At 37.9% G+C, this 24,371-nt stretch carries 20 protein-coding genes and 2 riboswitches; all 20 genes read right to left on the bottom strand.

Annotated features, from left to right (window positions below):
* Positions 1-80: 80 nt before the first annotated feature.
* A riboswitch (SAM riboswitch) is annotated at positions 81-193 on the bottom strand.
* A gap of 162 nt (positions 194-355) precedes the next feature.
* The gene (cysK, locus tag BCELL_RS16525; RefSeq protein WP_013489921.1) at positions 356-1,303 is read right to left on the bottom strand and encodes a cysteine synthase A; all 948 of its coding nucleotides are present in this window, start codon (positions 1,301-1,303) and stop codon (positions 356-358) included.
* A 93-nt stretch (positions 1,304-1,396) separates the two neighbouring features.
* Positions 1,397-2,209 carry a uroporphyrinogen-III C-methyltransferase gene (gene cobA / locus BCELL_RS16530; RefSeq protein ID WP_013489922.1) on the bottom strand — a complete coding sequence of 271 codons (813 nt, stop codon included), beginning with the start codon at positions 2,207-2,209 and terminating at the stop codon, positions 1,397-1,399.
* Between the two features lie 6 nt (positions 2,210-2,215).
* A complete protein-coding gene (locus tag BCELL_RS16535) occupies positions 2,216-2,428 on the bottom strand; it encodes a DUF3906 family protein (protein WP_013489923.1) in 213 nt (70 codons plus the stop codon).
* 19 nt (positions 2,429-2,447) lie between these two features.
* Positions 2,448-4,073, bottom strand: coding sequence for a nitrite/sulfite reductase (locus tag BCELL_RS16540; protein WP_013489924.1), 1,626 nt, complete (start codon positions 4,071-4,073; stop codon positions 2,448-2,450).
* A 12-nt stretch (positions 4,074-4,085) separates the two neighbouring features.
* Positions 4,086-4,694 carry an adenylyl-sulfate kinase gene (cysC, locus tag BCELL_RS16545; protein ID WP_013489925.1) on the bottom strand — a complete coding sequence of 203 codons (609 nt, stop codon included), beginning with the start codon at positions 4,692-4,694 and terminating at the stop codon, positions 4,086-4,088.
* Positions 4,691-5,830 (bottom strand): sulfate adenylyltransferase, encoded by a 1,140-nt coding sequence (sat, locus tag BCELL_RS16550; RefSeq protein ID WP_013489926.1) that lies wholly within the window; start codon positions 5,828-5,830, stop codon positions 4,691-4,693. Before sat ends, cysC begins: the two co-directional genes overlap by 4 nt.
* Positions 5,831-5,849: 19 nt before the next feature.
* Entirely contained in the window at positions 5,850-6,569 is a 720-nt protein-coding gene (locus BCELL_RS16555) for a phosphoadenylyl-sulfate reductase (protein ID WP_013489927.1), read from the bottom strand.
* Positions 6,569-7,651, bottom strand: a complete 1,083-nt coding sequence (locus tag BCELL_RS16560; RefSeq protein ID WP_013489928.1) for a sulfate permease — start codon at positions 7,649-7,651, stop codon at positions 6,569-6,571. The genes BCELL_RS16555 and BCELL_RS16560 overlap by 1 nt, the downstream gene beginning before the upstream one ends.
* A gap of 139 nt (positions 7,652-7,790) precedes the next feature.
* A riboswitch (SAM riboswitch) is annotated at positions 7,791-7,891 on the bottom strand.
* A 192-nt stretch (positions 7,892-8,083) separates the two neighbouring features.
* Positions 8,084-9,529, bottom strand: coding sequence for an aldehyde dehydrogenase family protein (locus BCELL_RS16565; protein WP_013489929.1), 1,446 nt, complete (start codon positions 9,527-9,529; stop codon positions 8,084-8,086).
* Between the two features lie 32 nt (positions 9,530-9,561).
* Positions 9,562-10,599, bottom strand: coding sequence for a homoserine dehydrogenase (locus tag BCELL_RS16570; protein ID WP_013489930.1), 1,038 nt, complete (start codon positions 10,597-10,599; stop codon positions 9,562-9,564).
* Positions 10,589-11,797, bottom strand: a complete 1,209-nt coding sequence (locus tag BCELL_RS16575) for a M20 metallopeptidase family protein (protein WP_013489931.1) — start codon at positions 11,795-11,797, stop codon at positions 10,589-10,591. Before BCELL_RS16575 ends, BCELL_RS16570 begins: the two co-directional genes overlap by 11 nt.
* 25 nt (positions 11,798-11,822) lie before the next feature.
* Positions 11,823-13,010, bottom strand: a complete 1,188-nt coding sequence (locus BCELL_RS16580; protein ID WP_013489932.1) for a cystathionine gamma-synthase family protein — start codon at positions 13,008-13,010, stop codon at positions 11,823-11,825.
* 85 nt (positions 13,011-13,095) lie between these two features.
* On the bottom strand, positions 13,096-14,304 hold the full coding sequence (locus BCELL_RS16585; RefSeq protein WP_013489933.1) for a M24 family metallopeptidase: 1,209 nt from the start codon (positions 14,302-14,304) through the stop codon (positions 13,096-13,098).
* 215 nt (positions 14,305-14,519) lie between these two features.
* A complete protein-coding gene (locus tag BCELL_RS16590; protein ID WP_013489934.1) occupies positions 14,520-16,199 on the bottom strand; it encodes a PucR family transcriptional regulator in 1,680 nt (559 codons plus the stop codon).
* A gap of 870 nt (positions 16,200-17,069) precedes the next feature.
* Entirely contained in the window at positions 17,070-17,684 is a 615-nt protein-coding gene (locus tag BCELL_RS16595; protein WP_013489935.1) for an SGNH/GDSL hydrolase family protein, read from the bottom strand.
* A gap of 22 nt (positions 17,685-17,706) precedes the next feature.
* A complete protein-coding gene (locus tag BCELL_RS16600; protein WP_013489936.1) occupies positions 17,707-18,603 on the bottom strand; it encodes an AEC family transporter in 897 nt (298 codons plus the stop codon).
* A 158-nt stretch (positions 18,604-18,761) separates the two neighbouring features.
* The gene (locus BCELL_RS16605; protein WP_013489937.1) at positions 18,762-20,012 is read right to left on the bottom strand and encodes a glycosyltransferase; all 1,251 of its coding nucleotides are present in this window, start codon (positions 20,010-20,012) and stop codon (positions 18,762-18,764) included.
* A 364-nt stretch (positions 20,013-20,376) separates the two neighbouring features.
* Entirely contained in the window at positions 20,377-21,009 is a 633-nt protein-coding gene (locus BCELL_RS16610; protein WP_013489939.1) for an NAD(P)/FAD-dependent oxidoreductase, read from the bottom strand.
* Positions 21,010-21,133: 124 nt separating this feature from the next.
* A complete protein-coding gene (locus BCELL_RS16615; RefSeq protein ID WP_013489940.1) occupies positions 21,134-22,159 on the bottom strand; it encodes a LacI family DNA-binding transcriptional regulator in 1,026 nt (341 codons plus the stop codon).
* 483 nt (positions 22,160-22,642) lie between these two features.
* Complete coding sequence (locus BCELL_RS16620) at positions 22,643-24,238, bottom strand: aspartate:alanine exchanger family transporter (RefSeq protein WP_013489941.1); 1,596 nt, start codon at positions 24,236-24,238, stop codon at positions 22,643-22,645.
* Between the last annotated feature and the right edge of the window lie 133 nt (positions 24,239-24,371).

The following is a 24,371-nucleotide window of genomic DNA, read 5'->3' on the forward strand; positions in this document are numbered from 1 at the left end:
TGCGTAAACTAAAAAGTCGACCTCTGCTAGAAGAGGTCGACAGTAGAATAGTTGAGAATGGTTAGTAATCCACGTCGGACCCCTCATCTTTCAGAACGTATTGTTCTGCTGGATTTGGCACCTGTTGAACAATTAAGTTCAATGGTTGCCGAGGCGTCAAAGGGCCAGATCCCTCAACCTCTCTTGATAAGAGTCCATCAATATTTATTTATAGGTGATTATATACTCCGAAAAACTTGAAGTCAATGAAAAACGAATATTTTGTGAAAATAATTAAAAGTTGGAGTATCTTCAGCACACACCTTAGAGGTTGACTCAAAAAGTAAAAATTCGACCTTTTGAGTCAACCTCTATTTTAGTCTTCTTGAAATAATGCTGTCGATAAGTATCTCTCACCTGTATCTGGTAGTATAACAACAATCGTTTTCCCTTTATTCTCTGGTCGCTCTGCAACTTCCTTTGCTGCTTGAATGGCAGCACCAGAAGAAATCCCTACTAATAGTCCTTCCTCTTTTCCAATTTGACGAGACGCCTTAAAAGAAGCTTCGTTACTTACTTTTACAACTTCATCAAACACTTCCGTATTTAGAACGTCAGGTACAAAACCAGGTCCAATCCCTTGAATTTTGTGCGGTCCTGGTGTTCCACCACTTAATATAGGAGAATCAGTAGGCTCTACAGCAACTGCTTTAAATGATGGTTTTCTTTCCTTAATGACTTCAGATACGCCAGTGATTGTCCCTCCAGTTCCGATACCACTTACGAGAAAATCTACACTACCTTCCGTATCTTCCCAAATTTCTTCAGCTGTCGTATTACGATGTACTTCTGGATTCGCTGCATTTGAGAATTGCTGTGGCATAAATGCATGAGGAGTAGATTGCACTAGCTCGTTCGCTTTTGCGATCGCTCCTTTCATCCCTTTGGCACCTTCAGATAAAACGAGATTTGCTCCTAATGCTTTTAGTAGATTTCTTCGCTCGATACTCATCGTATCCGGCATTACTAGCGTTAGTTTGTATCCTTTTGCTGCACATACAAATGCAAGTGCAATCCCTGTGTTGCCACTAGTCGGTTCAATAATTTCTGTATCCTTCGTAATGAGACCCTCTGTTTCTGCCGCTTCGATCATTGCATTCCCAATACGGTCCTTTACGCTTCCAAGTGGATTAAAATACTCTAGCTTTGCAAGAACTTCAACACCTGTAGCATCACTAATCGCATTTAATCTTAAAAGTGGTGTTCTTCCAATCAATTCAGTTAGTTTTCTAGCAATTTTAGGTCTTTGTAGTACAGATGACATGTCAAATTCCTCCTTTTAGTATGTAGCTTGTTAACTCAAGTTTACAAAATCAATGATACTTTTGTACGCTAATCTAGCCCTATACGATTCATATTACATATGAACGACTTCGGAAAAGTATTGATGAGTTTCTATCTCATTAAACCAAGCTATTTTTTCACGCATTTTCACGACTTCACCTACAACAATAATGGCTGGTGATTGAAAACCTGCTTCTTGAACACGGTCAACGATATTATAAAGCTCCCCCGTTAGCGTTTCTTGATTGTCACAAGTACCCCACCTTACTAAAGCAACTGGTGTTTCTGGTGGCTTACCAAACTGAATTAGCTTCTTTTGAATTAAAGCTATATTATGAACCCCCATGTAAAAAACAAGTGTATCGATTCCTCTAGCTAGGCTCTTCCAATTAATGTCTTGTTCCTTCCCATCTTCTCGCTGATGTCCCGTGACAATTGCGACAGAGGAACTTAAATCTCGGTGAGTAAGAGGGATGCCAGCATAAGCTGGTGCAGCAACACCAGATGTTATTCCTGGAACGATTTCAAATGGGATATGATTTTCTACACAGCATTCCGCTTCTTCTCCAACTCTACCAAAAATACAAGGATCTCCACCTTTTAATCTCACAACCCTTTTACCAAGCTTCGCATGATCAACAAGTATTTGATTGATAGACTCCTGTGGAATTGCATGATATTTCGGGAGCTTCCCACAGTAAATAAGTTCTACATTTTTTTTACCATAGACGAGTAACTCTTGATTTACTAATCTATCATAAACGATCACATCCGCTTCCTTTAACAGTTCAGCACCTTTCACTGTAATCAGCTTCGGATCGCCTGGTCCTGCGCCAACAAAAAACACTTTTCCCCTATGCTGGTTCACTTCATCCACCCCTCTCATGTTGTTTTACTCCACCCCTTGGTTCAGTACGTAAGCTGCTCCATTTCCTACTTTTTTCTTCTCAAATAACGTTAGCTCTTCTATTTGAGGGATTTTCATATATGATTTTTCAAGCTCAATTTCAGCCAATTGAAATGCCTTTTCTTCGTCATTAGCGACAACAATAATATTAGCTGTATGGTCTCTATTGATTAACGCTTCAAAACGATATATATTCATGGTATTATGATCCTCTTCCTTAACTATTGACAAAGCTTTCACTGTTTAAAATCGTATTCAACTTCTCCTGTAAGCTTTCAACCCCAATTCGCTTGTAAAAATCATGGAATGTTTCCCCTAATAATTTTTCGTCAGCGAAGTAAGTTACAAACTGGCGTAGTACTTCATTTAGATCTTCAGCCAATATTTTCCCTTTTAATTTTTCATTGAATTGTGCGTTAGTCGTAAGCGTTCCACCTACGTATATTTCAAAAGCCTCTACCATCTTTTTCTCTTTATTTTTCATCAATATTCCCTGTAAACCAATGTCAGCAATTTGTCTCTGACCACAGGAATTCGGGCATCCAACCATATGAATTCGTACAGGTACGTCTAGGGAGACTTTTTCATCTAAATAGTTAGCAATATCTCTCATTCTTTCCTTCGTTTCTACTAATGCCAAATTACAATATTCAATACCTGTACATGAAACAGAATAGCCAATAAATTTAGGTGGATTTAGCGTAATTCTATTAAAAATAGATTCTTGTAATAGCGACTCTACATCTTCATCTTTTACATTAGGAATGACAATATTTTGTGAGTTACACGTTCTGAGCTCTCCATTTCCATAATGCTTCGAGATACGAGCAAGCTCTAATAATTCATTTGCATCCATTCTACCAACAGGAACGTTAAAACCGATGTAGCTCAAGCCATTTTGCTTTTGTTGGTGAACACCGTAAAAATAGCCGGCGTTCCAGTTCCCAAGTTTGTTTTCACCTTTATCTAATAAAGATACATATTCTAAAAGCTTTTCCTTGAACTTTTCTGTTCCCCAATCTGCAATTAAAAACTTAAGTCTTGCACGATGTCTTTTCTCACGGTAACCAAAATCTCTATAAATAGTCGTAATAGCAGTTGTTACTTCCTTTACCTGCTCTGGTCGAACGAAAACATCTACCTCTTCTGCTAAATATGGCTTAGAGGATAGACCACCACCAACGTATACATGGAATCCATTTACTTCTACTCCATCAATTACTTTAGTAGCAGGAACGAAGGACAGACAGTTAATTTCTGCATTTTGAGCATTTTGAACGTTTCCTGATATCGAAATTTTAAATTTACGTGGCAAGTTTGAGAACTGCTCATTTTTTTGAAATGACCAATATACGTCCTCGACAATATTTCTTGTGTCTACCGTTTCATTTGGATCAATACCGGCTAAAGGATTACCGACGATCGTTCTCATAATATCTCCACATGCCCCTACAGAGGATAAACCTACTTTTTCTAGGCGACTAAATATATCTGGGATTTGCTCAATCGTTAGCCAATGGAATTGAATGGCTTGGCGAGTCGTAATGTCGACAACGCTGCGACCATAGTCTTTTGCAATTTCCGCTAACGCAACAGTCTGCTCATTTGTTAAGATCCCGGATGGTACATTGACTCGCATCATGAAATAGCCGTCTTCCTTTGGCTTTTGTAAGTAGAGACCTGCCCATTTAAATAGATTCCACTGATCTTTAGGGATTGATTCAAAACCATCTTTTGCATATTGAGGAATATCATTTAGTATTTCTAGTCCATCTTTCTCTAGCTTTAACTTTTCTTCTTTACTTAGTTTTTCATTATCAGCCCAAACTTTTGTATAACTCATCGTCACCCTCCATTAAATCACTTTTAATTCTTTCAAATGTGCTACAACTTTATTAACTGAATCATCTATCAGTTCCTTGTCTGTTTCAATTACAACCTCAGCATTTTCTGGTTCCTCATACGGTGCACTAATTCCCGTGAATGCTGGAATTTCCCCATCACGCGCTTTCTTATAAAGGCCTTTCGGGTCACGACGCTCGCATTCATCTAACGCACATTTTGTATAGACTTCATGAAACTCGCCGCTCTCTAGAAGGCTTCTCACTAATTGGCGGTCTTCTCGATAAGGAGAAATAAAAGCAGTTAATACAACAATACCTGCATCAACGAATAGCTTAGATACCTCTCCAATTCTTCGAATATTTTCTTTTCGATCGTCAGGTTGAAAACCGAGCCCTTTATTTAAACCATGGCGAATGTTATCCCCATCAAGGACATACGTTCTAATACCCTGATCATGCAGCTTTTTCTCCACTGCGTTCGCCAATGTTGATTTTCCTGAACCCGATAGTCCAGTAAACCATACGACACTTCCTTTATGATTATTGAGCGATTGGCGATCTTCCTTTGAAACCGTCGTGTTATGCCAATGAATGTTTTCAACTTTTTCCTGTTGGCTCATACCGTCACCTTCATTCCACGTATCAACACTTGAACAACCTCATGTCGACTAAACTCTGGTGGTGGTGTTTCTCCATTTTTGAGCATTTCTCTCACTTTTGTTCCAGATAAGATGACACGATCTTCTTTACTATGTGGACACGTTTTCGTCGATGTCATATTACCGCATTTTTTACAGAAGAAGCTATGCTCAAAGAACAACGGTGTTATACCTAACTCTTCCTGTGTGAAATGATTAAATATGAGCTGCGCATCGTAAGTACCGTAATAATCACCTACACCTGCATGATCTCTACCTACAATAAAATGCGTGCAACCGTAATTTTTTCTGACTAGTGAATGAAATATCGCCTCTCTAGGCCCTGCGTACCTCATCGATGCTGGGAAAACTGCTAAAAATACTCTATCAGCTGGGTAGTAGTTTTCTAGTAACACTTCGTAACTTTCCATCCGTACATCTGCAGGAATATCATCCGCCTTCGTTTCACCTACTAGTGGGTTTAAAAATAACCCATCTACAATTTCTAAAGCCGTTTTTTGAATATACTCATGTGCACGATGAACTGGATTACGTGTTTGAAATCCAACAACTGTTTTCCAACCACGATTTTCGAATGTTTTACGCGTCTCTATTGGTGTTAAGTAATATGTCGCAAACGACTCCTTCTTCGGAACCTTTACCAACGTTATTTGCCCAGCTGCATAAACATTACCTCTATCATAGAGCTTCTTTACACCTGGATGTGCCGTTTCTGTTGTTTTATACACATGGTCGGCTTCTTCCAATTTATTCGGGGTAAAAAGCTCAGATAACTCTATTATGCCATAAATAGTACCCTCATAGGATAACTTTGTTTTTTGACCAACTTTCAAACTATTTGCCGTTTCTTCTGAGATTGGTAAAGTAATAGGAATACTCCACACGGTCCCATCCGCCAACCTCATATTTTGAACAACGGATGTATAATCTGCTTCACTCATAAATCCTTTTAGAGGACTGTATGCCCCATTGGCGATTAGTTCCAAATCTGAAAGTGCTGTTCTATCAATCTCTATCGTTTGAAAAACATCTGAATAATCATATTGCTCATTTATGCGATGAATAAGTGTTCCTCCGTGCGGTTGACTCAAAGTCATGCTTATTTCCCCTCTCATGTTATTTTGTGTGTAATCCACATTCGGTTTTATTACTCCCGGACCACCTTCCAGCCCTTAAGTCCTCACCTTCCTCTACTGGGAAAGTGCATTTGCTACAGCCAATACTTGGGTAGCCTTGATCATGTAGCTTATTGTACGGCAAGTTAAACAAATGAATATACTCCCAGATTTCATCCCATGTCCAATGGATAAGTGGACATATTTTGATAGATTGAAACTTATCATCCTTATTTACAAATTGCGTATTTGCTCTCGTCGGTGATTGTTCTCGTCTTAACCCCGACAACCATGCTTTACTCCCTGACAATACAGACTTTAGCGGAGTATTTTTTCGGAGCTTACAGCAAAGGTCAGGATTTTTTATCCATAATTCATTACCATATTGATCTGCTTGTTCCTCTAAAGTTATTTCTGGCTGTTTCAACTCAATACGAAGACTCGGATACTTTTTCTTCATCTGTTCAATTAATTCATACGTTTCATCGAAATGTACGTTCGTATCAAGAAATACGACCTTTGCATCCTTCTTTACTTTACTAATGAGATCTATGAGAACGATCCCTTCTGCACCAAAGCTACACGCATAGACTAAATCATCGTTAAATTGCTCATATGCCCATTTGATAACATGCAACGCGTCATTTTTCATTTTCGCGTTAAGATCAGCGTAATCCTGATCTTTCAAATTTTCATAGAGTAATACTTGATTACTCATCATTAAATTCCTCCTCCTTCGTTATGCACCGACCTTTTTTCTTCCTTCGTTGACCTGTATAAACTAATTGAGCCAAAGGTTGTGACAAAAATACTTATTACGATAATCATCATATACGGATTAGGCATTAATAGTGTATGTATTAAGCTAAAAGAGACAACGAGTGACATCACAGGTGAGACAATCCACACTTTTATGATTTTTTGAATAACTGATTTCTGCCATAATTGAAATCCAGTTTCTGCTGTACCGACCCCAACAATAGCGGAAGTAGTTGCTTGCGTTAACGGTACTGGGATTCCAAAAATGGATGCAACAATGACTAAAGCTCCACCTGTTCCTGAGACCGCAATACCTTGTAGCTTTGATAATTTTGTGATTTTCTTTCCATTTGTTTCTAACACTGCCCCACCTAGTAAGAGAGCACCAAGTGCTACAAACAGTGCACCTAACCATATTCCTAAAGTTTCTTCCATGATGCCAGCCCCTATTAATGGGCCAATTGCATTTGCTACATTGTTCATCCCTGCTGAAAAAGCTTCCACAAATCCAGTAAGTATAAGTAGTATAGAAAGAATTTTCTTCCACTTTGCTCCTTTCAGTCTTCCTGGATATTTTTTTTCGAAGTAACTAATCATTTTCTGAATGCAATAAGCTATTACAAATGCTGCGATTGGAACAATAAGCCAAAAGGAGACAATAAATAGAACATTATTAACAAATAAAGATTGGAAAGCTACGCCAACTCCTACAATAGATCCGATTGTCACTTCACTAGTCGATAGGGGAATCCCGATCATATTTGCGATAAATAAAGTAAGGGTTGCTGAGAATAAAATAATGAGCACTACCTCAACGGACAAGATATTTGCTGGGATTATTCCTTCCCCTACTGTTTTTACCACTTGCCCACTTCCAATAACAGCACCTAAAAAAGCACCTAATCCAACTAATAGTAGCGCTAATCTTTTCTTTTTTATTGCTCCTGCCCCATATGCAGGACCCATCGTCGCAGCCGCTCCGCTAGCACCAATATTCATAGCAAAAAATAACGCAATAATGATCGCAACGTATGTCAAAAACATTTCCCACAACCCTTTCTTCAAACCACCAACCTACAAAACCTATAATTCTTGTAATTCCTACATGTTTACTATGAATTAAACGAAATAAAAAAGACCTCTTATGCAGAGGTCGATATTCTCGTTAACTGAGCAAATCGTCCCCTCATCTATCAGAAAATCATCTGCTGGAGTTAGCACCTTTGAATTCAATGGTTGCCGAGGTCTCTATGGGCCAGTTCCCTAAACCTCTCTTGATAAGGTTCATATTATAAAAATTCTTTGTTACATCATGCCATACATAAAGATATATAGTCAATAGGAATTTCAAAATTTTTAATTCATATACATTAAATTGTGTAAAAGAGGCGAGGATGACTCAAAAGGTTGCATTTTTCCTTTTCAGTCATCCTTACTATTACTTTTTCGAGACATCCACGTCTACACGTTGAGGCACTATAGCCATTTTTGTAATTGAAAGCAGACTACCTTTGGCTCTGTCATCGCTTCAATTGCCGATCTTACACCTTCTCTTCCTAGGCCAGATCCTTTAATACCTCCAAATGGCATTGCATCAATACGATAATCGCTGCTATCATTTACCATAATGCCCCCTACTGCCATGTTTTGAATCGTATAGTAGGCGTTGTCAATATTATTAGTAAATACCCCTGCCTGCAACCCATAGTTTACGCTGTTAGAACGTGCTACGGCCTCCTCTACATTATTAACAGGAAATACAAGAACGACTGGTCCAAATATTTCTTCCTTTGCTATTTTCGCACCTTCTGGAACATCCGTTAATATTGTAGGTTCATAAAATGCACCTGTTCTTTTTCCCCCTGTGTGGAGCTTTGCTCCTCTGTACAGTGCATCATTCACCCACGCTTCTACTCGCTTTGCTTCACGTTCATTTATAAGCGGCCCCATATCCGTAGACTCTAGTAGTTTATCACCGACTTTTAGTTTCGTCGTTTCTTCTACTAGTGCCGTTAAAAATTGATTATAGCTTTCTTTTTCTACATAGATTCGTTGAACGCCGATACAATTTTGCCCTACTGCAGAAAATGCCCCTGAGACACATGCTGCAACTGCTTCAGATTGATTCGCATCATTTAGAACGATGACGGGCGAATTTGATCCTAGTTCCATATTCACTTTCTTTAAGCCAGCTTGCTTTGCAATTTTCTCTCCTGTTTCAAGTCCGCCAGTAAAAGATATCATTTTTACATTTGGATGAGTGATGAGTGTTTCACCTATGTCCTTACCAGAACCGGTGAGGACCGATAAATACCCTTTAGGTAAGCCTGATTTTACAAATGCTTCCGCTAACAATAGTGCACTCAAAGGTGTAACAGAAGCAGGCTTTACAACAATCGGATTTCCTGCTGCAATAGCGGGACCAATTTTGTGTGCAACTAAATTTAATGGGTCGTTAAAGGGCGTTATCGCACCTATCACACCAATTGGAAAACGATAATGATAACCCACTCGGTTTTCGCTACCTTCCATTTGATCAAAATTAATCGTTTCGCCATTCACTCTTCTTGCTTCTTCTGCACTTATTTTAATCGTCTGGATTGTGCGCTTTACTTCTCCTCTTGCCTCCTTGATTGTTTTACTGCCTTCCGTAGCAATTGTCCTCGCGTATTTTTCTTTATTTTCTTCAATGTAGTTAGCAACATTATTAAGAATGCGAATTCTTTCGTGCGTGGGCCAAGCTGCATGATTTTTCAAGACAGAATGCCCTTTATCAATTGCCAATAGCATTTGTTTATTAGAGGCTAAAGGAACTTTTGCAATGATCTCGTTGTTTTCTGGATTATAAACATGAAAGAATTCCTCAGCATCCACCCAGTCTCCAGCAATGAGCATCTTTTCCACCAATACATCTGTATGCATCTTGCACCACCCTCCTTAAATTTCCTAATCCATTATTGATTTTTAAAATGAAGTAAATCAATCAATAATGAATAGGCTGTTTCAGTTAAGCCAGCTCCAGGCCCCGTTAGCATAATTGAACCCGCTAAATCGCATTCATATACAATCGCATTTGTTGCTCCAGAAACACCAGCAAGTGGGTCGTTAATTTCGATTAATTCAGGTTGTACTGATGCCTTTACTTGCCCATTCTCATCACCTTTTATTTTGGCAATTAATCGCCACACTTTGTTTTCTCGTAACGCCTCACTCACCTTCTCATTCGTAATATTACGGATGCCAACACACGGGATATCATTTGCTTTTAACTCCGTATTCATCACGTAGTTAGCCAAAATTGTCGCCTTGTACCTGGCATCAAAACCATCTACATCACTTGTTGGATCTGCTTCTGCATAACCAAGGTTTTGTGCCTTTTTTAAAGCTTCCTCATAAGAACAACCTTTTTCCATTTCTGTAATCATATAATTTGTAGTTCCATTTAGAATACCTCTTATTTCCTTAATTTTATTGCCAGCAAGTGTGACTAACGGTAACCTTAAAGCTGGTGTTCCACTCATCACAGTTCCTTCAAATCCCCAGTACGCATTATTTTCTTTTGCCAATTTGCTCAGTTCTCTGTATGCTAATGCTACTGGCCCCTTATTTGTGGTAACAACACTTTTTCCCTCTTTAAATGCAGCTTTGCAGTGGTCAATTGCTGGTTGCCCCGTTTCCACGTCAGTAAAGGTTACTTCTACAATTACATCTGCATTACTCTTCTTGATCGTCTCTAGACTATCCATCCCCCTTACAAGACCACTCTCATCTGAATACGCTTTCAAGTTTCCTGTCTTATTTATGGTTTCAATCAATCTTGATACATTAAGACCATTAGGGTTGTAGAGAGAACCTTTCATTACATCCGAAACCGCGACTACTTCAAAATCCAAATCATATTTTTTAAAGAATTCATCTTTCTTCTCATACAGTAATTTTGCTAAAGTTTGACCGACTCCACCAAAACCAATAAAGGCAATTTTAGTTGTCATCCGCTTCCCTCCTTACCTCAGTATTTATTAAATCGCAAGCACACGCTGTCAATACTGCCACGCCTATCGGAAGTGCTTTTTCATTTAATTGAAATTGAGGTGTATGCAGCTGAAATTCTTTCTCCTCAAATGCACTACCTAAGAAAAACATAGATCCAGGAACAACAGCTGTCATATGTCCGAAATCTTCACCACCCATACCAAACGGTTCCTCAATTATCTTCATGTCAGGATACAACCTTTTTGCATTTTTCTTCATGAGTCTTGTAATAGCAGCATCATTATATAGGGCTGGTTCCCCTCGTTGAATGGTCAAATCAAAGGTTCCACCAAAAGCTTCACAAATTTTCGCTACCGCTTCTAATTCCTTGATGAGTTGAGATCGAATAGTAGATTTATAGGATCTGATCGTACCACCAATGGTTACTTTTTCAGGTATAACATTTTTAGATCCTTCTGCCTTTAACTCCCCGACACTAATCGTTCCAACGTGTAATGGGTCTATTTTTCTGCTTATCAAACTATATATCCCTTGTAAAACAAAGCTACTAATCCATATTGGATCCACTGTTTGATGCGGATAGCCACCATGACCACCCTTTCCTGAAATCGTTAATTCAAAATTATCGATATTCGCCATGCTAGGACCTTCATTTACTTGTATTTCCCCTACTTTTCTCCAAGGACAAACATGCACGCTAATTATTGCATCAACTTCATCCAATATTCCGTTCTTGATAAAGTAAGGTGCTCCTGTTAGCCCTTCATCGTTTGCACTTTCTTCTGCAGGCTGGAAAATAAATTTTATCGTGCCTTTCAAATTGTCATCCTTCATCTCTTCGTTTAATAACTTCGATGCTCCTAGTAGCATCGACATATGTGCATCATGCCCACAAGCATGCATCACGTTCAAATTTTTAGAAGCATATTTCAAATTTGTTTTCTCTTGTATAGGAAGGGCATCCATATCTGCACGAAGAGCAATAACACGCCCAGGACCATTTGATATCGTAGCTACTATTCCATGTTCTGCAATATTTGTTTCAATGTCAGTGATGCCAAAAGATTTTAGCACTCGCACAATATAGTCGCTCGTGTTAGACTCTTCAAAACTTAATTCGGGATATTGGTGAAAATAACGACGCCATTCTATTAATTCTTGCTTTAAATTTTCTGCGCACTTTGCAATAGTTTTCAACAGATACCCTCCCGTTCTATTATTTTCATAATTTGGATGGTAAAGATTGAAAGGCTTGATCTAAATCACCAATTAAGTCTTCAATATCTTCTATCCCAGCTGAGTAACGAATTAAGCCTTCTGGAATCCCCATTGCCGCTCTCTCTTCAGGTGTACATTCCACATGACTCGTCGTTCGTGCTGGACCAACGATTGTCTCCACTGCACCTAGATTTGCAGCTCTGTTGGCGAACTGTAGCTTCGGTAAGAAATGACGAACTGTATCCATGCCACCTTTGACCGAAAAACTTAACATGCCTCCAAATCCGCGCATCTGTTTCTTTGCAATATCATGCCCTATATGCTCCTCTAAACCCGGATAAAATACATCTTCAACGACATCTACAGTTTTTAAATATTTTGCAATGGCAAGTGCATTTTCATTTTGTTTATCAATTCTAAGCTTCAATGTTTTCATTCCTCTTAACAGTAAATAAGCAGCCATCGGATCCATTGTGGCGCCATTTATTTCACGATAATGATAGATAGCTTCAACTAAATCCTTTGAGCCGCAGACAGCTCCACCTAATGCATCTGCATGCCCTCCGAGAAATTTCGTTGCACTATGAATGACGAGATCTGCACCTAATGCAAGTGGGTTTTGATTAATTGGTGTTGCAAACGTGTTATCTACAATGACAGTCGCTCCTACTTTTTTTCCTGCCTTCGCCATTCTTTCAATATCAGTAATTTTAACAGTAGGGTTTGTTGGAGTTTCCAAATAGAGCACTTTGCACCCCTTCTCAACTTCTTTTTCAAGCGCTTCGTGATCACCTGTGTCACATAAAACGACTTCTACCTTTTTCTTTGGTAAAAATTCAGTAAAAATTTTATTCGTTCCCCCATACGTATCTTTTATTGAAACAATTCGATCTCCAGGGAATAACAATGTATCTAAAGTGTTACTAATCGCTGCCATTCCTGTTGAAAAGCTTGTAACAGCATCTGCATCCTCTAGATTTCTTATTTTTTCCTCAAAAGCCTCAACAGTGGGATTTGTATTTCGCCCATAAATATGCCCCTTTTTATTTCCGATTGCTACTTCATACCATTCATCCATGTCTTCATACCCATAGGAAACGCTGTGCACAACTGGCACTTGTGTTGCACCAAAAGCTAGATAGTCTCTCTCGCCAGCCCAAATAGATCGAGTACCCATTTTGGAATCTCTCATATTCTCTACTCCTCCTTTAATGATCATCATTCATTATGCTTGAAGGCCAAAAAGCTCTTCACCACACTTTTTGGCACCTTCAAAGCTAACTTATTTTTCCGTCATGCTGATTCATCATAAATGGTGGATGGATAATCATATCCCTCGGGAAATTTGTAAACGTCTCGCACCCATTTTCTGTGACTCTAAATGATTCACTTATTTCAATGCCATAATTGTTAAACCATAACGCAGGAATTAAATGAAAAGTCATGTTCGGCTCTAACACTGTATTGTCACCTTTTCGAATACTTGCAGTATGCTCTCCCCAATCTGGTGGATAATTTAAACCTATTGAATAACCTAATCTTGCTTCTTTTTCATATCCACGTTTTGAGATACTGTTTCTCCAAACATTTTCTAGCTCCCCACAAGTTACACCTGGCTTAACCGCATTTAATACTTCATTTACTCCTTCAACAACTACTGGACTAATATTTTTTAGCTGTTCAGAAGTAGAACCTACAGAAATAGTACGTGCAATCGGTACATGATACCGTTTATAGCATCCTGCCAACTCAATAATAACTGTGTCACCCTCCTGGTAAGCTCTATCAGACCATGTTAAATGTGGTATAGAAGTATTCCTTCCTGAAGGTAACAGAGGTACGATCGCTGGATAATCACCTCCATACTCATCGGTACCCGATATCAGTTGAGAGTATATTTGCGCTGCTGTATCACATTCTCTTACTCCCGGCTTAACACTTTGTACCGCCTTATACATTGTTTCTTCCGCTATTTTGCCAGCTTTTTTCATATATTCTATTTCTTGATCTGATTTTACGAGGCGAACATAATTAACTAGAAGTCCTGCATCTTTAAATGTCGCGTCTGGTAGATTCGTTTTTAATACGTCGTAAGCTTTTGCGGAGAAATAGTAATTATCCATTTCTACACCTATATATTTCTTCCTATGTCCCATTTGCTCTAACTTGTGAGCGATATACTCCATTGGGTGATAAAAGGATGATTGTACGTAATAATCAGGATAGGAAATCACATTATCATCGTGTATCCAAGTCGTAGCTCTTGCCCCATTAGCATCTTGATATCTTCCAATCCATACCGGCTGGAGATCCTCCAGCGAAACGACAAGCATTTGATGCACATAAAACGACCAAGCGTCATAACCTGAAAGATAATTTATATTAGCAGGATCTGTTACTAGTAAAACCTCAACCCCCGATTTAACCATTCTCTCTTTCGTTTTCCGTAACCGATCTTGATATTCCGCCATCTCAAACGGTAGCAATGAGGCTCCTCCTCCCTTTATTAAACTTATATCTTTTGTTACTATTACCATATTAAAAAATCACGTTATTCGTAATGTTCATTTTGTATGAACTTTTCAAATGTACTTTTATACAATTTTTAGACAGAAGTGTGTAAAATCGCTTAAAATAAGTAACGAAGCGCTATAAAATGTAGAAAATCTACCTTTTATAGCGCTTCACATTGTTAGATTTTTTAACTGAATTTTTTTAACATCCATAACCTGACACTTAACTCCAATAAAAATAAGTCATCAGAATCGACTAGGGACAAGCCTGTCAGTGATTCAATATTTCTTAATCGATGAAGCAATGATTGCCTGTGTAAATTTAATGCTCGTGCGGTTTGACTCACATTCCCCTTATACTTATTGTAAATAATAAACGTGTATATTAAATCTGTTTGTCTTTTTTCATCATAATCTAATAATGGTTGTAGCGTATCTTTTACAATTGTTGCTATTGCATCTTCTTGAGAAATTGCCATGAGCAAACGATTTATTCTCGTATCGCTAAAAAATGTTCTCTCCCCTAACCCTTTCTGCTGCTTACCAATTTTTAACGCTGTCTTTGCCTCTTCATAACTATTATGAAAAGCATAATGTCCGTCTTTATGGGTAGCAATGCCCCAAGAAAAAGTGATATGAGATAATAACTCATATAACCTTTCTTCAATGTTGTCTAAAAATTGATTCGCTGTTTCCATGTATGGTTGGTTATCGGCTTCTAAAAATATAATAACTTCATCCTCATCAAAAGTCGTCATCGTCCTTCTTCTAAGATTTTTACCGGCTCGCGTGATTTCTTTTTGTAAATAATAGTTCCTACTTTGTAGTGAAGAACTACCTAGACTCTCCCCCTGCACTTTAAGCGTTTTTTTTCGATCGTTATGGGTCATTTCTCCAACTAAGCAAAGATACGGCCTTGCTAAATCATAGCCTAATAACTGAGCCTTTGATATCAACTGCGTTGTCACCTCAGAATATTTTTGTGCTAGCTCTAAAATGAAATTATCTTTCAAACGAACTTCTGTTAGCTCGACTGCATTTTCCTTTACAAAATAAAGTGCACAAGCTGTTAAACTATGATCGAGTACATTCATCACAAAAGTCGTGAGCTTTTCACGGTCGACCGGGTGAAAGAGCAAGCTCCCTTGATTGTGATGATTATTAACAATTGGAAGTAGAAAAAAAATGTGATTATGAACTAAGTATTCTTTCATTTGATGAAATAGTGGATGCTCGCTATATAATACATCCGAAGACGGTATTTGTTGAACGGTACCTTTTTTCTCCCCATTAAAAACTGCTAGCAATTCTTCGTTGAATTTTTTGTTTGCCCTCAATTGCCCAGAGTGATCAATGATCGCTATAGGCATGTTTATATGCTTATATAGGATGCTTGATATATCTTCAAGCCCTTTCTCATGGAGTACACAATTAATGAGTTCTTGTCTCACGTCTTCTGCTTGCTGCCGTTCGCCCTGCTTTTCTTTATGGATCTCTTCAAGAACGATTTGGAGTATTTCACCAAACCTTACTTCCCAAGGGATTTCAATTAACACAAGGTGATGTTTATTTGCGAGCTCTATGACACGATCTGGAATATCATTAATGTACCTACCGGTTGCAAATGCAAGTACAGATGCTCCTGAATCGATAATGTCGTTCACGAACTTCTCGAGTAGTAAATTGTCCCCTTCACAACCAATCCCTGTACTTAGCACAAATTCATTCTTTCTCACAAAGTTTTCCACAGGCACTTCAATGACAGAAATCCATTCAACCATTCTACTTTTTAACCATTCTTTGCCGGTTCTTACTTTTGACGTCTTCATAATTGGCAGCTGGACGATATCCTTTACAGATAAACTCATTGAATCCCCCCCATTAAAGCACCTTTAGCTTTTTGTCTACAGGTTGTGATTACTCATATATTCCTCACATAAGACTTCTAGTAAACTTAATTATATGTATTCATTAACAACCTGTTTTCATGTTTACTTTATATTGAGCAGGGTGAGGGAGTGGTTAACTCAATGGTTGAATGCTAGTTTTTGAATTCACTTCTCAGTGCGTAGCTTTTACTAAAAGTGGGGTGCTAGTAAGGGGATTATGTGGGCACGGTGAGTGTACCATTGCCAGGTCTTCACATATTTGATGGGACAGTTTATTAAAGCATTGCGGATGGTGACCTTGCTATCTTAGCTTCGGCTATTCTTTTTGGAGATCAAGGGAGGATGGCTGCTCCATCTTACCTTCTGCTTCTATTTTTTATGCTCAGGGGCAGATGGCGCTGCTCCATCTTACCTTCGGCTCCTAATTTTTTTGCTCAAGGGCAGATGGCAGCCCCCCCATCTTATCTTCACACACTTTCTATTTGATCAAAGGCAGATGACCCGCCTAACAGATGACACTCACCCAATTCCTTCCTTTAATCTAACAAAAAAAGATGAGGCTAAGGTAAGCCTCACCTCAGAATCTCATCATGTCTAATCCTCATACACTGATAAAGTATGAGCAACTATTTCAGCACCAATAAATTCAATGACAATGTCTCCTTTCGTTGCTCGACTACCATCAGATACCAACTCATAGTAGCGTTTCAAAAGATTGCATCGACTCCGCTTCACTGCATTGAAGGACTAAAAAAGGTAAATATCTAGGACACTGAAAAAGTGAAAGAACATAAGGCCACTGAAAAAGTAAATGAACATCACTTTTTCAGTGTCCTTTTTATATAAGTACTAACGAATTGATTTTAACCATGTATGTGCTATTAATTTATCTCCTTCTGGCGTCATGTGAACACCGTCCGTCGTTAAAGCTCCATGTGATTTTGTTCTTAATGCTTCGATAAAAACATAATGCGTTGGAACGATAATACAATCATATTTTTCAACTAACCGATGAACTGCATGTACATAAGGCTTTAGAAGCTCATTTCCTTTTGACATTACATCTTCCTCTATAATAGTCGGTTCCATTAAAATAATCTTTGCAGCTGTTTTATTTTTCACTTGATCCAAGAGGTCTTCATATATGTTTGTAAATGCCTCAGGATATATTTGAGAAATACTTGGTTGGTCTAGCTGTCTCCACACATCATTGATTCCAATTGAAACGGAAACCCAATCTGGTTGGATGTCGATAACATCTTCTTGCCAACGATCGGCTAAATCTATTACACGGTCACCATTCTCCCCTTTGTTTACTATTTTGATATGCATGCCAGCTTTTATTAATTCATCGCTGATCATTTTAACGTATCCAAAACCTAGACCATTAGGATCTTCATTTCTTCCGGCATGTGTTATACTATCTCCGATAAAAACTATACGATCACCTTGTTTTAGCTTCATTCATGTAACCTCCTAAAGTGTATTATTGCAACAATAACAGTAAAATTGTGATGGTTAAGATACTTAATAAAGTCGAAATTAAAGTTACACTTGATACAAGCTTAGGTTTGGCGTTAAACTCTATCGCATACATCACAATCGTTGCCGCTGAAGGCATTGCTGCCGAAACAATTAACACTTTTGCTAATAATGGATCCATTGGCAAAACTAACGTGATAAAAAAAGCGATAAGTGGAGAAATAAATAACCTAACAGTAACAGCATAGGAAATGTGCCCCCACTGAAACTGCCCTAACTTAATTTTAGCCAGCTGCATTCCTAAAATGATCATTACGGTTGGAATAGTTGCTTCTGCAATAATGTCTATAGTTAAAAATAAGTTTCCTGGTAATTGAAAAGGTACGTATCTTAATAGTAAAGCAAGTAGCACAGCATAAGTAGCGGGCATGTGTAATACAGCCATAACGGAGCTCTTCATTCCTGCGCTTCCTTTCGATGCGTAGTACACACCAAAAACGTTCATGATGATTGATTGCAAAACCATATAAGATACTGCAAAGGCAAAGCCTACTTCTCCATAAGCAAATAAAATGATAGGGGCTCCATAGTTACCTGCATTTTTAAATGCAGTTGATAAGATTAACCCACTCTCTAGTTCTACAGGGTACTTCATCAAGCGACAATATACCTTATTAATGAGAATAAGTGAAAATAATAAAACCAATGCAAAAATAATCATATAAACATATTGAATGTTTAATTCGGCAGTATAAAAAGTCCGAAAAACAAGTGCTGGTACCATTAAATAAATAGCTACCGTTGATATCGGTTTAATCTCAACCTTCTTCCACTTTTGAACTACGAATCCGAGTAAAAATACGAGCAAAACTGGTAATACAACTGATGTAAAAATATTCATATGCATCTCCTAAATTACAAAACTTAAACAAATAGTTTAGTAGCTTCCTTACATATGAAGTATAGCGAATGTAGTTCGCTTGCACAATCTAGAAACTTATTACAATAGCATGGCTTTTTTCTAAAAAAACAACAACTGCCACAGTGGGCAGTTGCAAATTAATTAAGTATTTTTTCACTATCATCCTTCTTTGGATGAATGACTGTGTCATCACTCTCTTCCACTAGTTCTTTATAAGTAGCAATTAGCTGCATCATCGAATAATCTTTTTTATAAATGTTTTTTACGTAGCGCTCTGTTCGTTGTGCAAACCGTTTCCCGAGTGATTGGTTTTCTAATAGTTCTATTATACTTTTTATAAATTGATCGTCTGTTTCACATATGAATGCATCCTTTTCGTCAGTTAAACCAATGCTCTCGTTAACAACATGCGTTGTCACGATTGGGCACTTGTGAACGGCTGCATGCAAAGCCGCATATTGGTAACCACTTCCAAAATCCGCGGGGTTAACATACGCGAAAGCATCAGAATAAAATTGATGGGAGTCTTTTACATTGTTGTTTATCTTTACCCCCTCTATTTTTTCAAGTGTTTCTATTTTTTTTGGTAAATGAGTACCAACAATCCAACATTCAAGATCTTCTATATTCCGTTTTAATGGTGTAAATATATTTTTTACTAACCGATTCGCTGCTTCCATTTCTGCTTGATTATTCATCATACATGAGAATACAATTACTTTTCTATTGCTAGTATGCTCTTCACACTCGGTCTCTTCCAAATATGTAGGAATGACTTTAATTTTTCCATAGTCTACTTTTTTAAGAATTTGTTCTTTATCTTTATTGGAATGAACCATTCCTGCTTTAAAATTCGAATAGACACTATTTTCTATGTTACAAACTCTCCTAAATTGCTCCTTGTAATAAAGCAATTTCAATTTGTTTTGTGTTTTCTCGATATGCTGCTTATAATATGTGCTATCTACATCGATATAATCTACTAAAACAGGGATATCGATTTGTAAGTCGATAATGTTATGTGCAAGTCTCCCTTGGATTTGTATCAAATCATAGTTAGCTTCATCAATAAGTTCTTTTATGACTGTTTTGAGCTCTGGTATATGGAATGCGGAAAAACGAAAGGGGGTGCCATTAAACAAACTCATTATTTTTTGTCGGATTCTTTTTTTATTTAGAGATGTGCTCCACACGTTTCCTGTACTCGTATTGAATAGTTTTGCTAGCACTTTGTCACTTGTTAGCTTATATAGGTGTTGTTCATGACAAAAAAGACAATCGACTTCTATACCTGCTTGTACTAAGCCTTCGATTTGCTGAACTGCTCGAATTTGATCTGCCGTTCCGGGAGTGTACGGCACCTTTTCCGTTATGTATAACACTTTCATAATTAGACTCACCCCATCACCTATTTTTGTTCCATATAAAGAACACATGATGAGTATATATGTTATTATCGCATATTGTAAACGATTATATATTACTGTTTAACGATGTTAATCAACACTTATCTCCTTAAAACTCCATAAATCTCCACATATCTCTTAATTAACTTATATATAGAACGATAGATAATAAGAAAAACTTAAAACAAGCTTGGAGGAATTCGTTTTAAGTCTCTTAGAGGCGGTGAAGAAATAATGCCACATGTCTTTAAAGTTGGAGTGATTACTCTTCTCACTACTACGCGTGCCATCTTTTCCACCTCAAATTTCTTTCTTGTCTTCTAAAAAAAAACACTTAATACTAGCGTCAAGAACCTAGTTTTAAGTGTTTCTTAATATTTTCTAACCCGTACCTATCTATAAACTTTGACATTCTCTCTCTTTTTCTACCGTTTTGTCTATATAATTCTAATACAGCATCTGTTAAGCTATACAATTGAGTAGGCTCTAAATTATCTTGTAATAAGACTGCTGTACGTGCATCTTCACCCTTTGCCTGACCACCTATATATAATTCATAATGTTCATTCCTTTTTATCACACCAATGTCATTAATTAGTGGTTCTCCACATGCATTTGGACACCCAGTATAGGCAGGGCGTAATGTAAAAGGAACTTCTTGTCCCGCTATTCTTCTGTTAAGTTCTATTGCTACTGGCATCCCTTCTTCTTCTGCTCCTTTACAGAAATTACACGTTCTTAAGCTTTTGACGTAGGAGCCAACTTTGTATACGCTAAATCCTTCTTTTTCTAATGAGTGTGTTACTTCATCCACATGACTCTCTTTCACATGAATGATAAGCTGTTGAAATGTCGTCATTTCCACTTCAGAATTTGAATCTAAATATGAACCTAAAGCGACTAATTGCTGAGGTGTCAACTTTGCGCCAAACCCAATACCTCCATTAACCGCTAGTGGTATCGTCTTTTCTTCAGACATATCGTTTCCCCCAAATTTTTACGTCATACAGATACTATTATACGATACCTCACTACGGTATACAACGTAGAAAATAACATGCTAAATGATGGAAGAAACCATTTAGCATGCTCATTACTTTTCTTTATTTTGAGGCTACAGATCGCCTTATTATTATTTCTCCTCTTATTAAAATCTTTTCGATTGGGAAATCAGCATGATTAAAACGCCAAAACAATTTTTCCACAGCTCTCTTTCCAATTGCTTCCTTCAACACTTGAACGGTAGATAACGGTGGCTCTGTATACAAACTAATATCTAAATTATCAAAGCCTGTAACTGAGCACTCCTCTGGAACACGGATATGATGTTGATGTAACGTTTCCAAAACTCTTTGTGCGATATCATCATTAGCACAAACGAAGGCAGTAGGGAAATCCTGATTCCCTTTCTCCTCTTCAATCCAATTAGAAAACTGCTCTGCAAATTGATCCGTATAGGCGATTTTTAACGGTTCTTGAACGGAACTTTGAAGACCAGCTTGCTCTAATGCTGTTCGATAGCCTAAAAATCTATCATAAAAACTTGAAGCAAATCCAATGTCACCAACAAAAAGTACATTTTCATGTCCAATAGTGACGAGGTGTTTCGTAAGCTTATATGTACCGTCATAGTTATCAATAAATACAGAGTCTGCTGCAATCAATGGGTCCTCATGGTCCACTAAAACCATCGGAACGTGTAACTGCTGCAAATCTAGCATCATCTCAGTAGAAATATGTCCTACGCAAATAATCCCCTTGACCCCTTTAGTATTAATCATGTCCTTAAAAGGCTGCTCCTCAGTAACAATGACAAGTCCCCAATTTTTGTCATGAACACCATCTGATAATCCTTCAATAATCTTCCCCCAATAGGAGGATTGGTTTTCATAATGACGATTTGGAATAACCCCTAAAACAAAGGATGTATGATCATTCGGTTCGCTATCGGGTTGCATTGGGACATTCTCATTATTTTTAAAGTAACCTAGCTGTTTCGCAACGAATAATATCTTTTGTCTCGTTTTATCACTTACGCCTGGCTTCCCATTTAATGTTTTAGAAACTACATATTTTGAAACACCTGCAGTGTGGGCAATTTGCTGCATCGTTACTTTTCTTCTTGACACATTGTTCACCTCAATAAGTTAATTTATTGATATAATTTAAAGCTGTTTTCGTAAACTTTGTTGTTTTTTTAGGCTTGGTGAAACGAAAGGTGGCGACTCCAGCGACGAGCGTTACATCACGATTAAGCTTCGAGTTGTCTCGACGGATACAACTCCAGAGCATTGCATGTAGAGGAAGAGACAGGTTGAGAGCTGAAGATCCGTCGGGGCGGGGAGGGATTGGAAAAGGTAAATATCGACCTTTTCCAGTCCCACTTGAAGCATTGCCCGCGGAAAGCGTCCACCTGTAGTGGAGCCAAGCAAATAAATATTCTTAAAAACAACAATCTATGCGAAATGAGCCTACTTTAAAGTACCTAGTCTACAAAAAAACGGGAGTTATTTTTGTTATTACCTCTGTTATCATTGTAGCATACTCCGCCAGAAAAAAGAAAGAGCATGTCTATTCATGTCAAATGACATTTATGACACACTCTTTCTTTACTACAATATTAGCGCCAATACTTGCGCTGCTAATGCTACAAAAAATAAAGCAAACGGATAAGCTGCCGCGTATGCAATAGCAGGATCATCTGTGTCGATGAGATTGTTACAAGCACCGAGACCAGGTGTACTAGTCATCCCACCACATAGTGCTCCTAGTGAATGGATAATACTGAGTTTAAATAGCTTTTTCGCAATAAAATAGCCGAGAAATATCGGAACAATTGTAATAATCGCGCCGCCAATGATTAACCGGAACCCTTCATTTATCACGACCTCTACTAAGCCGCTCCCTGCATTCGTCCCAGCACCAGCTAAAAATAAAACGAGTCCTAAATCTCGAATGACGCGATTAGAAGGCTGATAAAAACGTGCATGAATCGGACCTAATTTCCCGAAGTGACCAATCAAAATTGCGACGAAAAGAGGGCCACCAGCAACTCCTAATGTCATACTTCCAATCCCTGGAATAGTAATTGGGATCATACCTACAAAAATACCTAAAAGTAAAATAAGACTGAGCGACAATATATGGACATTCGTTTCTGAATGCTGTCTTTTACCAAAGAGATTTTCAACAAGCTTTAACCTTCGTTCACTACCAACGACAGTCAAAATATCTCCACGCTCAAATCTCCAAGAAGGATTTTGATTAAATTCGAACCCTCCTCTTTCCATTCGTGTTACATTCACACCGTAATTTGCTCGAAGCTTTATTTCGCGTAAGTTTTTACCGATTAACTCTTCAGATTCTACCGGTATTTTTTTTATCTTTAAATTATCTTTATACTCTATTCTAGTACGTACTTCAGATCCGACTTTTTCCTTTAAGGTGTCTAGATCTTCAGAAAATCCAACAGCAATTAGTTCGTCTCCTTTTAAAATCACAGTATCATTACGTCCTAAAAAGCTACGATCACCACGGATCACCTTACTAATGACGACAGAACTATTTTGATTTAGCTTTAGCTCCTTTAAAGTTTTCTTATGCAGTTGTTCATTTTCAACTTTAAACATCTTTGATTTCGGTGATCCTTTATGCTTTACAGGACCAGTCGTACGTTTTAAATCCTTTTTCAAATCAGTCTTTAACATTCGCGGCAACAACTGTATAAATAATACGACAGCGATAACACCAAATGGATAGGCAATTCCGTAACCAACTGACGCAATAGGATCATTCGTAGCTTCTAATGCTGCTGCAAGACCTGGGGTACTCGTTAGTGCACCTGTCATTAAGCCGATACTTAATGGGGCTGACAATTGAAAAACTTGTGCGACGATAATCGTCGTAATGGAAGCAATCAATACGATAAGAAACCCTAAAATGCCAAAAACAATTCCTGTACTTTTTATCATCTTAAAAAAACGCGGTCCTGCTTGTAAGCCGACTGCAACAATAAAAAGACTAAGTCCTAAGTTTTGTACAGTGCTAGGAATAATATAGCCAAAATGGCCAAACACCATTGCGGCTAGTAACACGCCCGATGCACCTAAATTTAATCCTTTAATCGAAAGCTGTCCTAAAACTGAACCTAACAATAAAATGACGAAAATCAGTACTAGTGGATCTTCTAGAAACGATAATACGTCCATTACCCATCATCTCCCGAGATGTCTAAAATAAAGTGAAAGCCATCACTTTTACTGTTAACTATTTACACATTATATAGCTATCAACTTATTCATGCATTATAAAAGTGTATTATTTCACATATTCATCATATTT

Source organism: Evansella cellulosilytica DSM 2522, assembly GCF_000177235.2.
In the GTDB taxonomy this organism is placed as follows: Bacteria; Bacillota; Bacilli; order Bacillales; family Salisediminibacteriaceae; genus Evansella; species Evansella cellulosilytica.

Coding starts and splice junctions, on each gene's coding strand:
- cysK (WP_013489921.1), bottom strand. CDS start 1,303: ATGTCATCTGTACTACAAAGACCTAAAATTGCTAGAAAACTAACTGAA.
- cobA (WP_013489922.1), bottom strand. CDS start 2,209: ATGAGAGGGGTGGATGAAGTGAACCAGCATAGGGGAAAAGTGTTTTTT.
- BCELL_RS16535 (WP_013489923.1), bottom strand. CDS start 2,428: ATGAATATATATCGTTTTGAAGCGTTAATCAATAGAGACCATACAGCT.
- BCELL_RS16540 (WP_013489924.1), bottom strand. CDS start 4,073: ATGAGTTATACAAAAGTTTGGGCTGATAATGAAAAACTAAGTAAAGAA.
- cysC (WP_013489925.1), bottom strand. CDS start 4,694: ATGAGCCAACAGGAAAAAGTTGAAAACATTCATTGGCATAACACGACG.
- sat (WP_013489926.1), bottom strand. CDS start 5,830: ATGACTTTGAGTCAACCGCACGGAGGAACACTTATTCATCGCATAAAT.
- BCELL_RS16555 (WP_013489927.1), bottom strand. CDS start 6,569: ATGATGAGTAATCAAGTATTACTCTATGAAAATTTGAAAGATCAGGAT.
- BCELL_RS16560 (WP_013489928.1), bottom strand. CDS start 7,651: ATGTTTTTGACATACGTTGCGATCATTATTGCGTTATTTTTTGCTATG.
- BCELL_RS16565 (WP_013489929.1), bottom strand. CDS start 9,529: ATGCATACAGATGTATTGGTGGAAAAGATGCTCATTGCTGGAGACTGG.
- BCELL_RS16570 (WP_013489930.1), bottom strand. CDS start 10,599: ATGACAACTAAAATTGCCTTTATTGGTTTTGGTGGAGTCGGTCAAACT.
- BCELL_RS16580 (WP_013489932.1), bottom strand. CDS start 13,010: ATGAGAGATTCCAAAATGGGTACTCGATCTATTTGGGCTGGCGAGAGA.
- BCELL_RS16590 (WP_013489934.1), bottom strand. CDS start 16,199: ATGAGTTTATCTGTAAAGGATATCGTCCAGCTGCCAATTATGAAGACG.
- BCELL_RS16595 (WP_013489935.1), bottom strand. CDS start 17,684: ATGAAGCTAAAACAAGGTGATCGTATAGTTTTTATCGGAGATAGTATA.
- BCELL_RS16600 (WP_013489936.1), bottom strand. CDS start 18,603: ATGAATATTTTTACATCAGTTGTATTACCAGTTTTGCTCGTATTTTTA.
- BCELL_RS16605 (WP_013489937.1), bottom strand. CDS start 20,012: ATGAAAGTGTTATACATAACGGAAAAGGTGCCGTACACTCCCGGAACG.
- BCELL_RS16610 (WP_013489939.1), bottom strand. CDS start 21,009: ATGTCTGAAGAAAAGACGATACCACTAGCGGTTAATGGAGGTATTGGG.
- BCELL_RS16620 (WP_013489941.1), bottom strand. CDS start 24,238: ATGGACGTATTATCGTTTCTAGAAGATCCACTAGTACTGATTTTCGTC.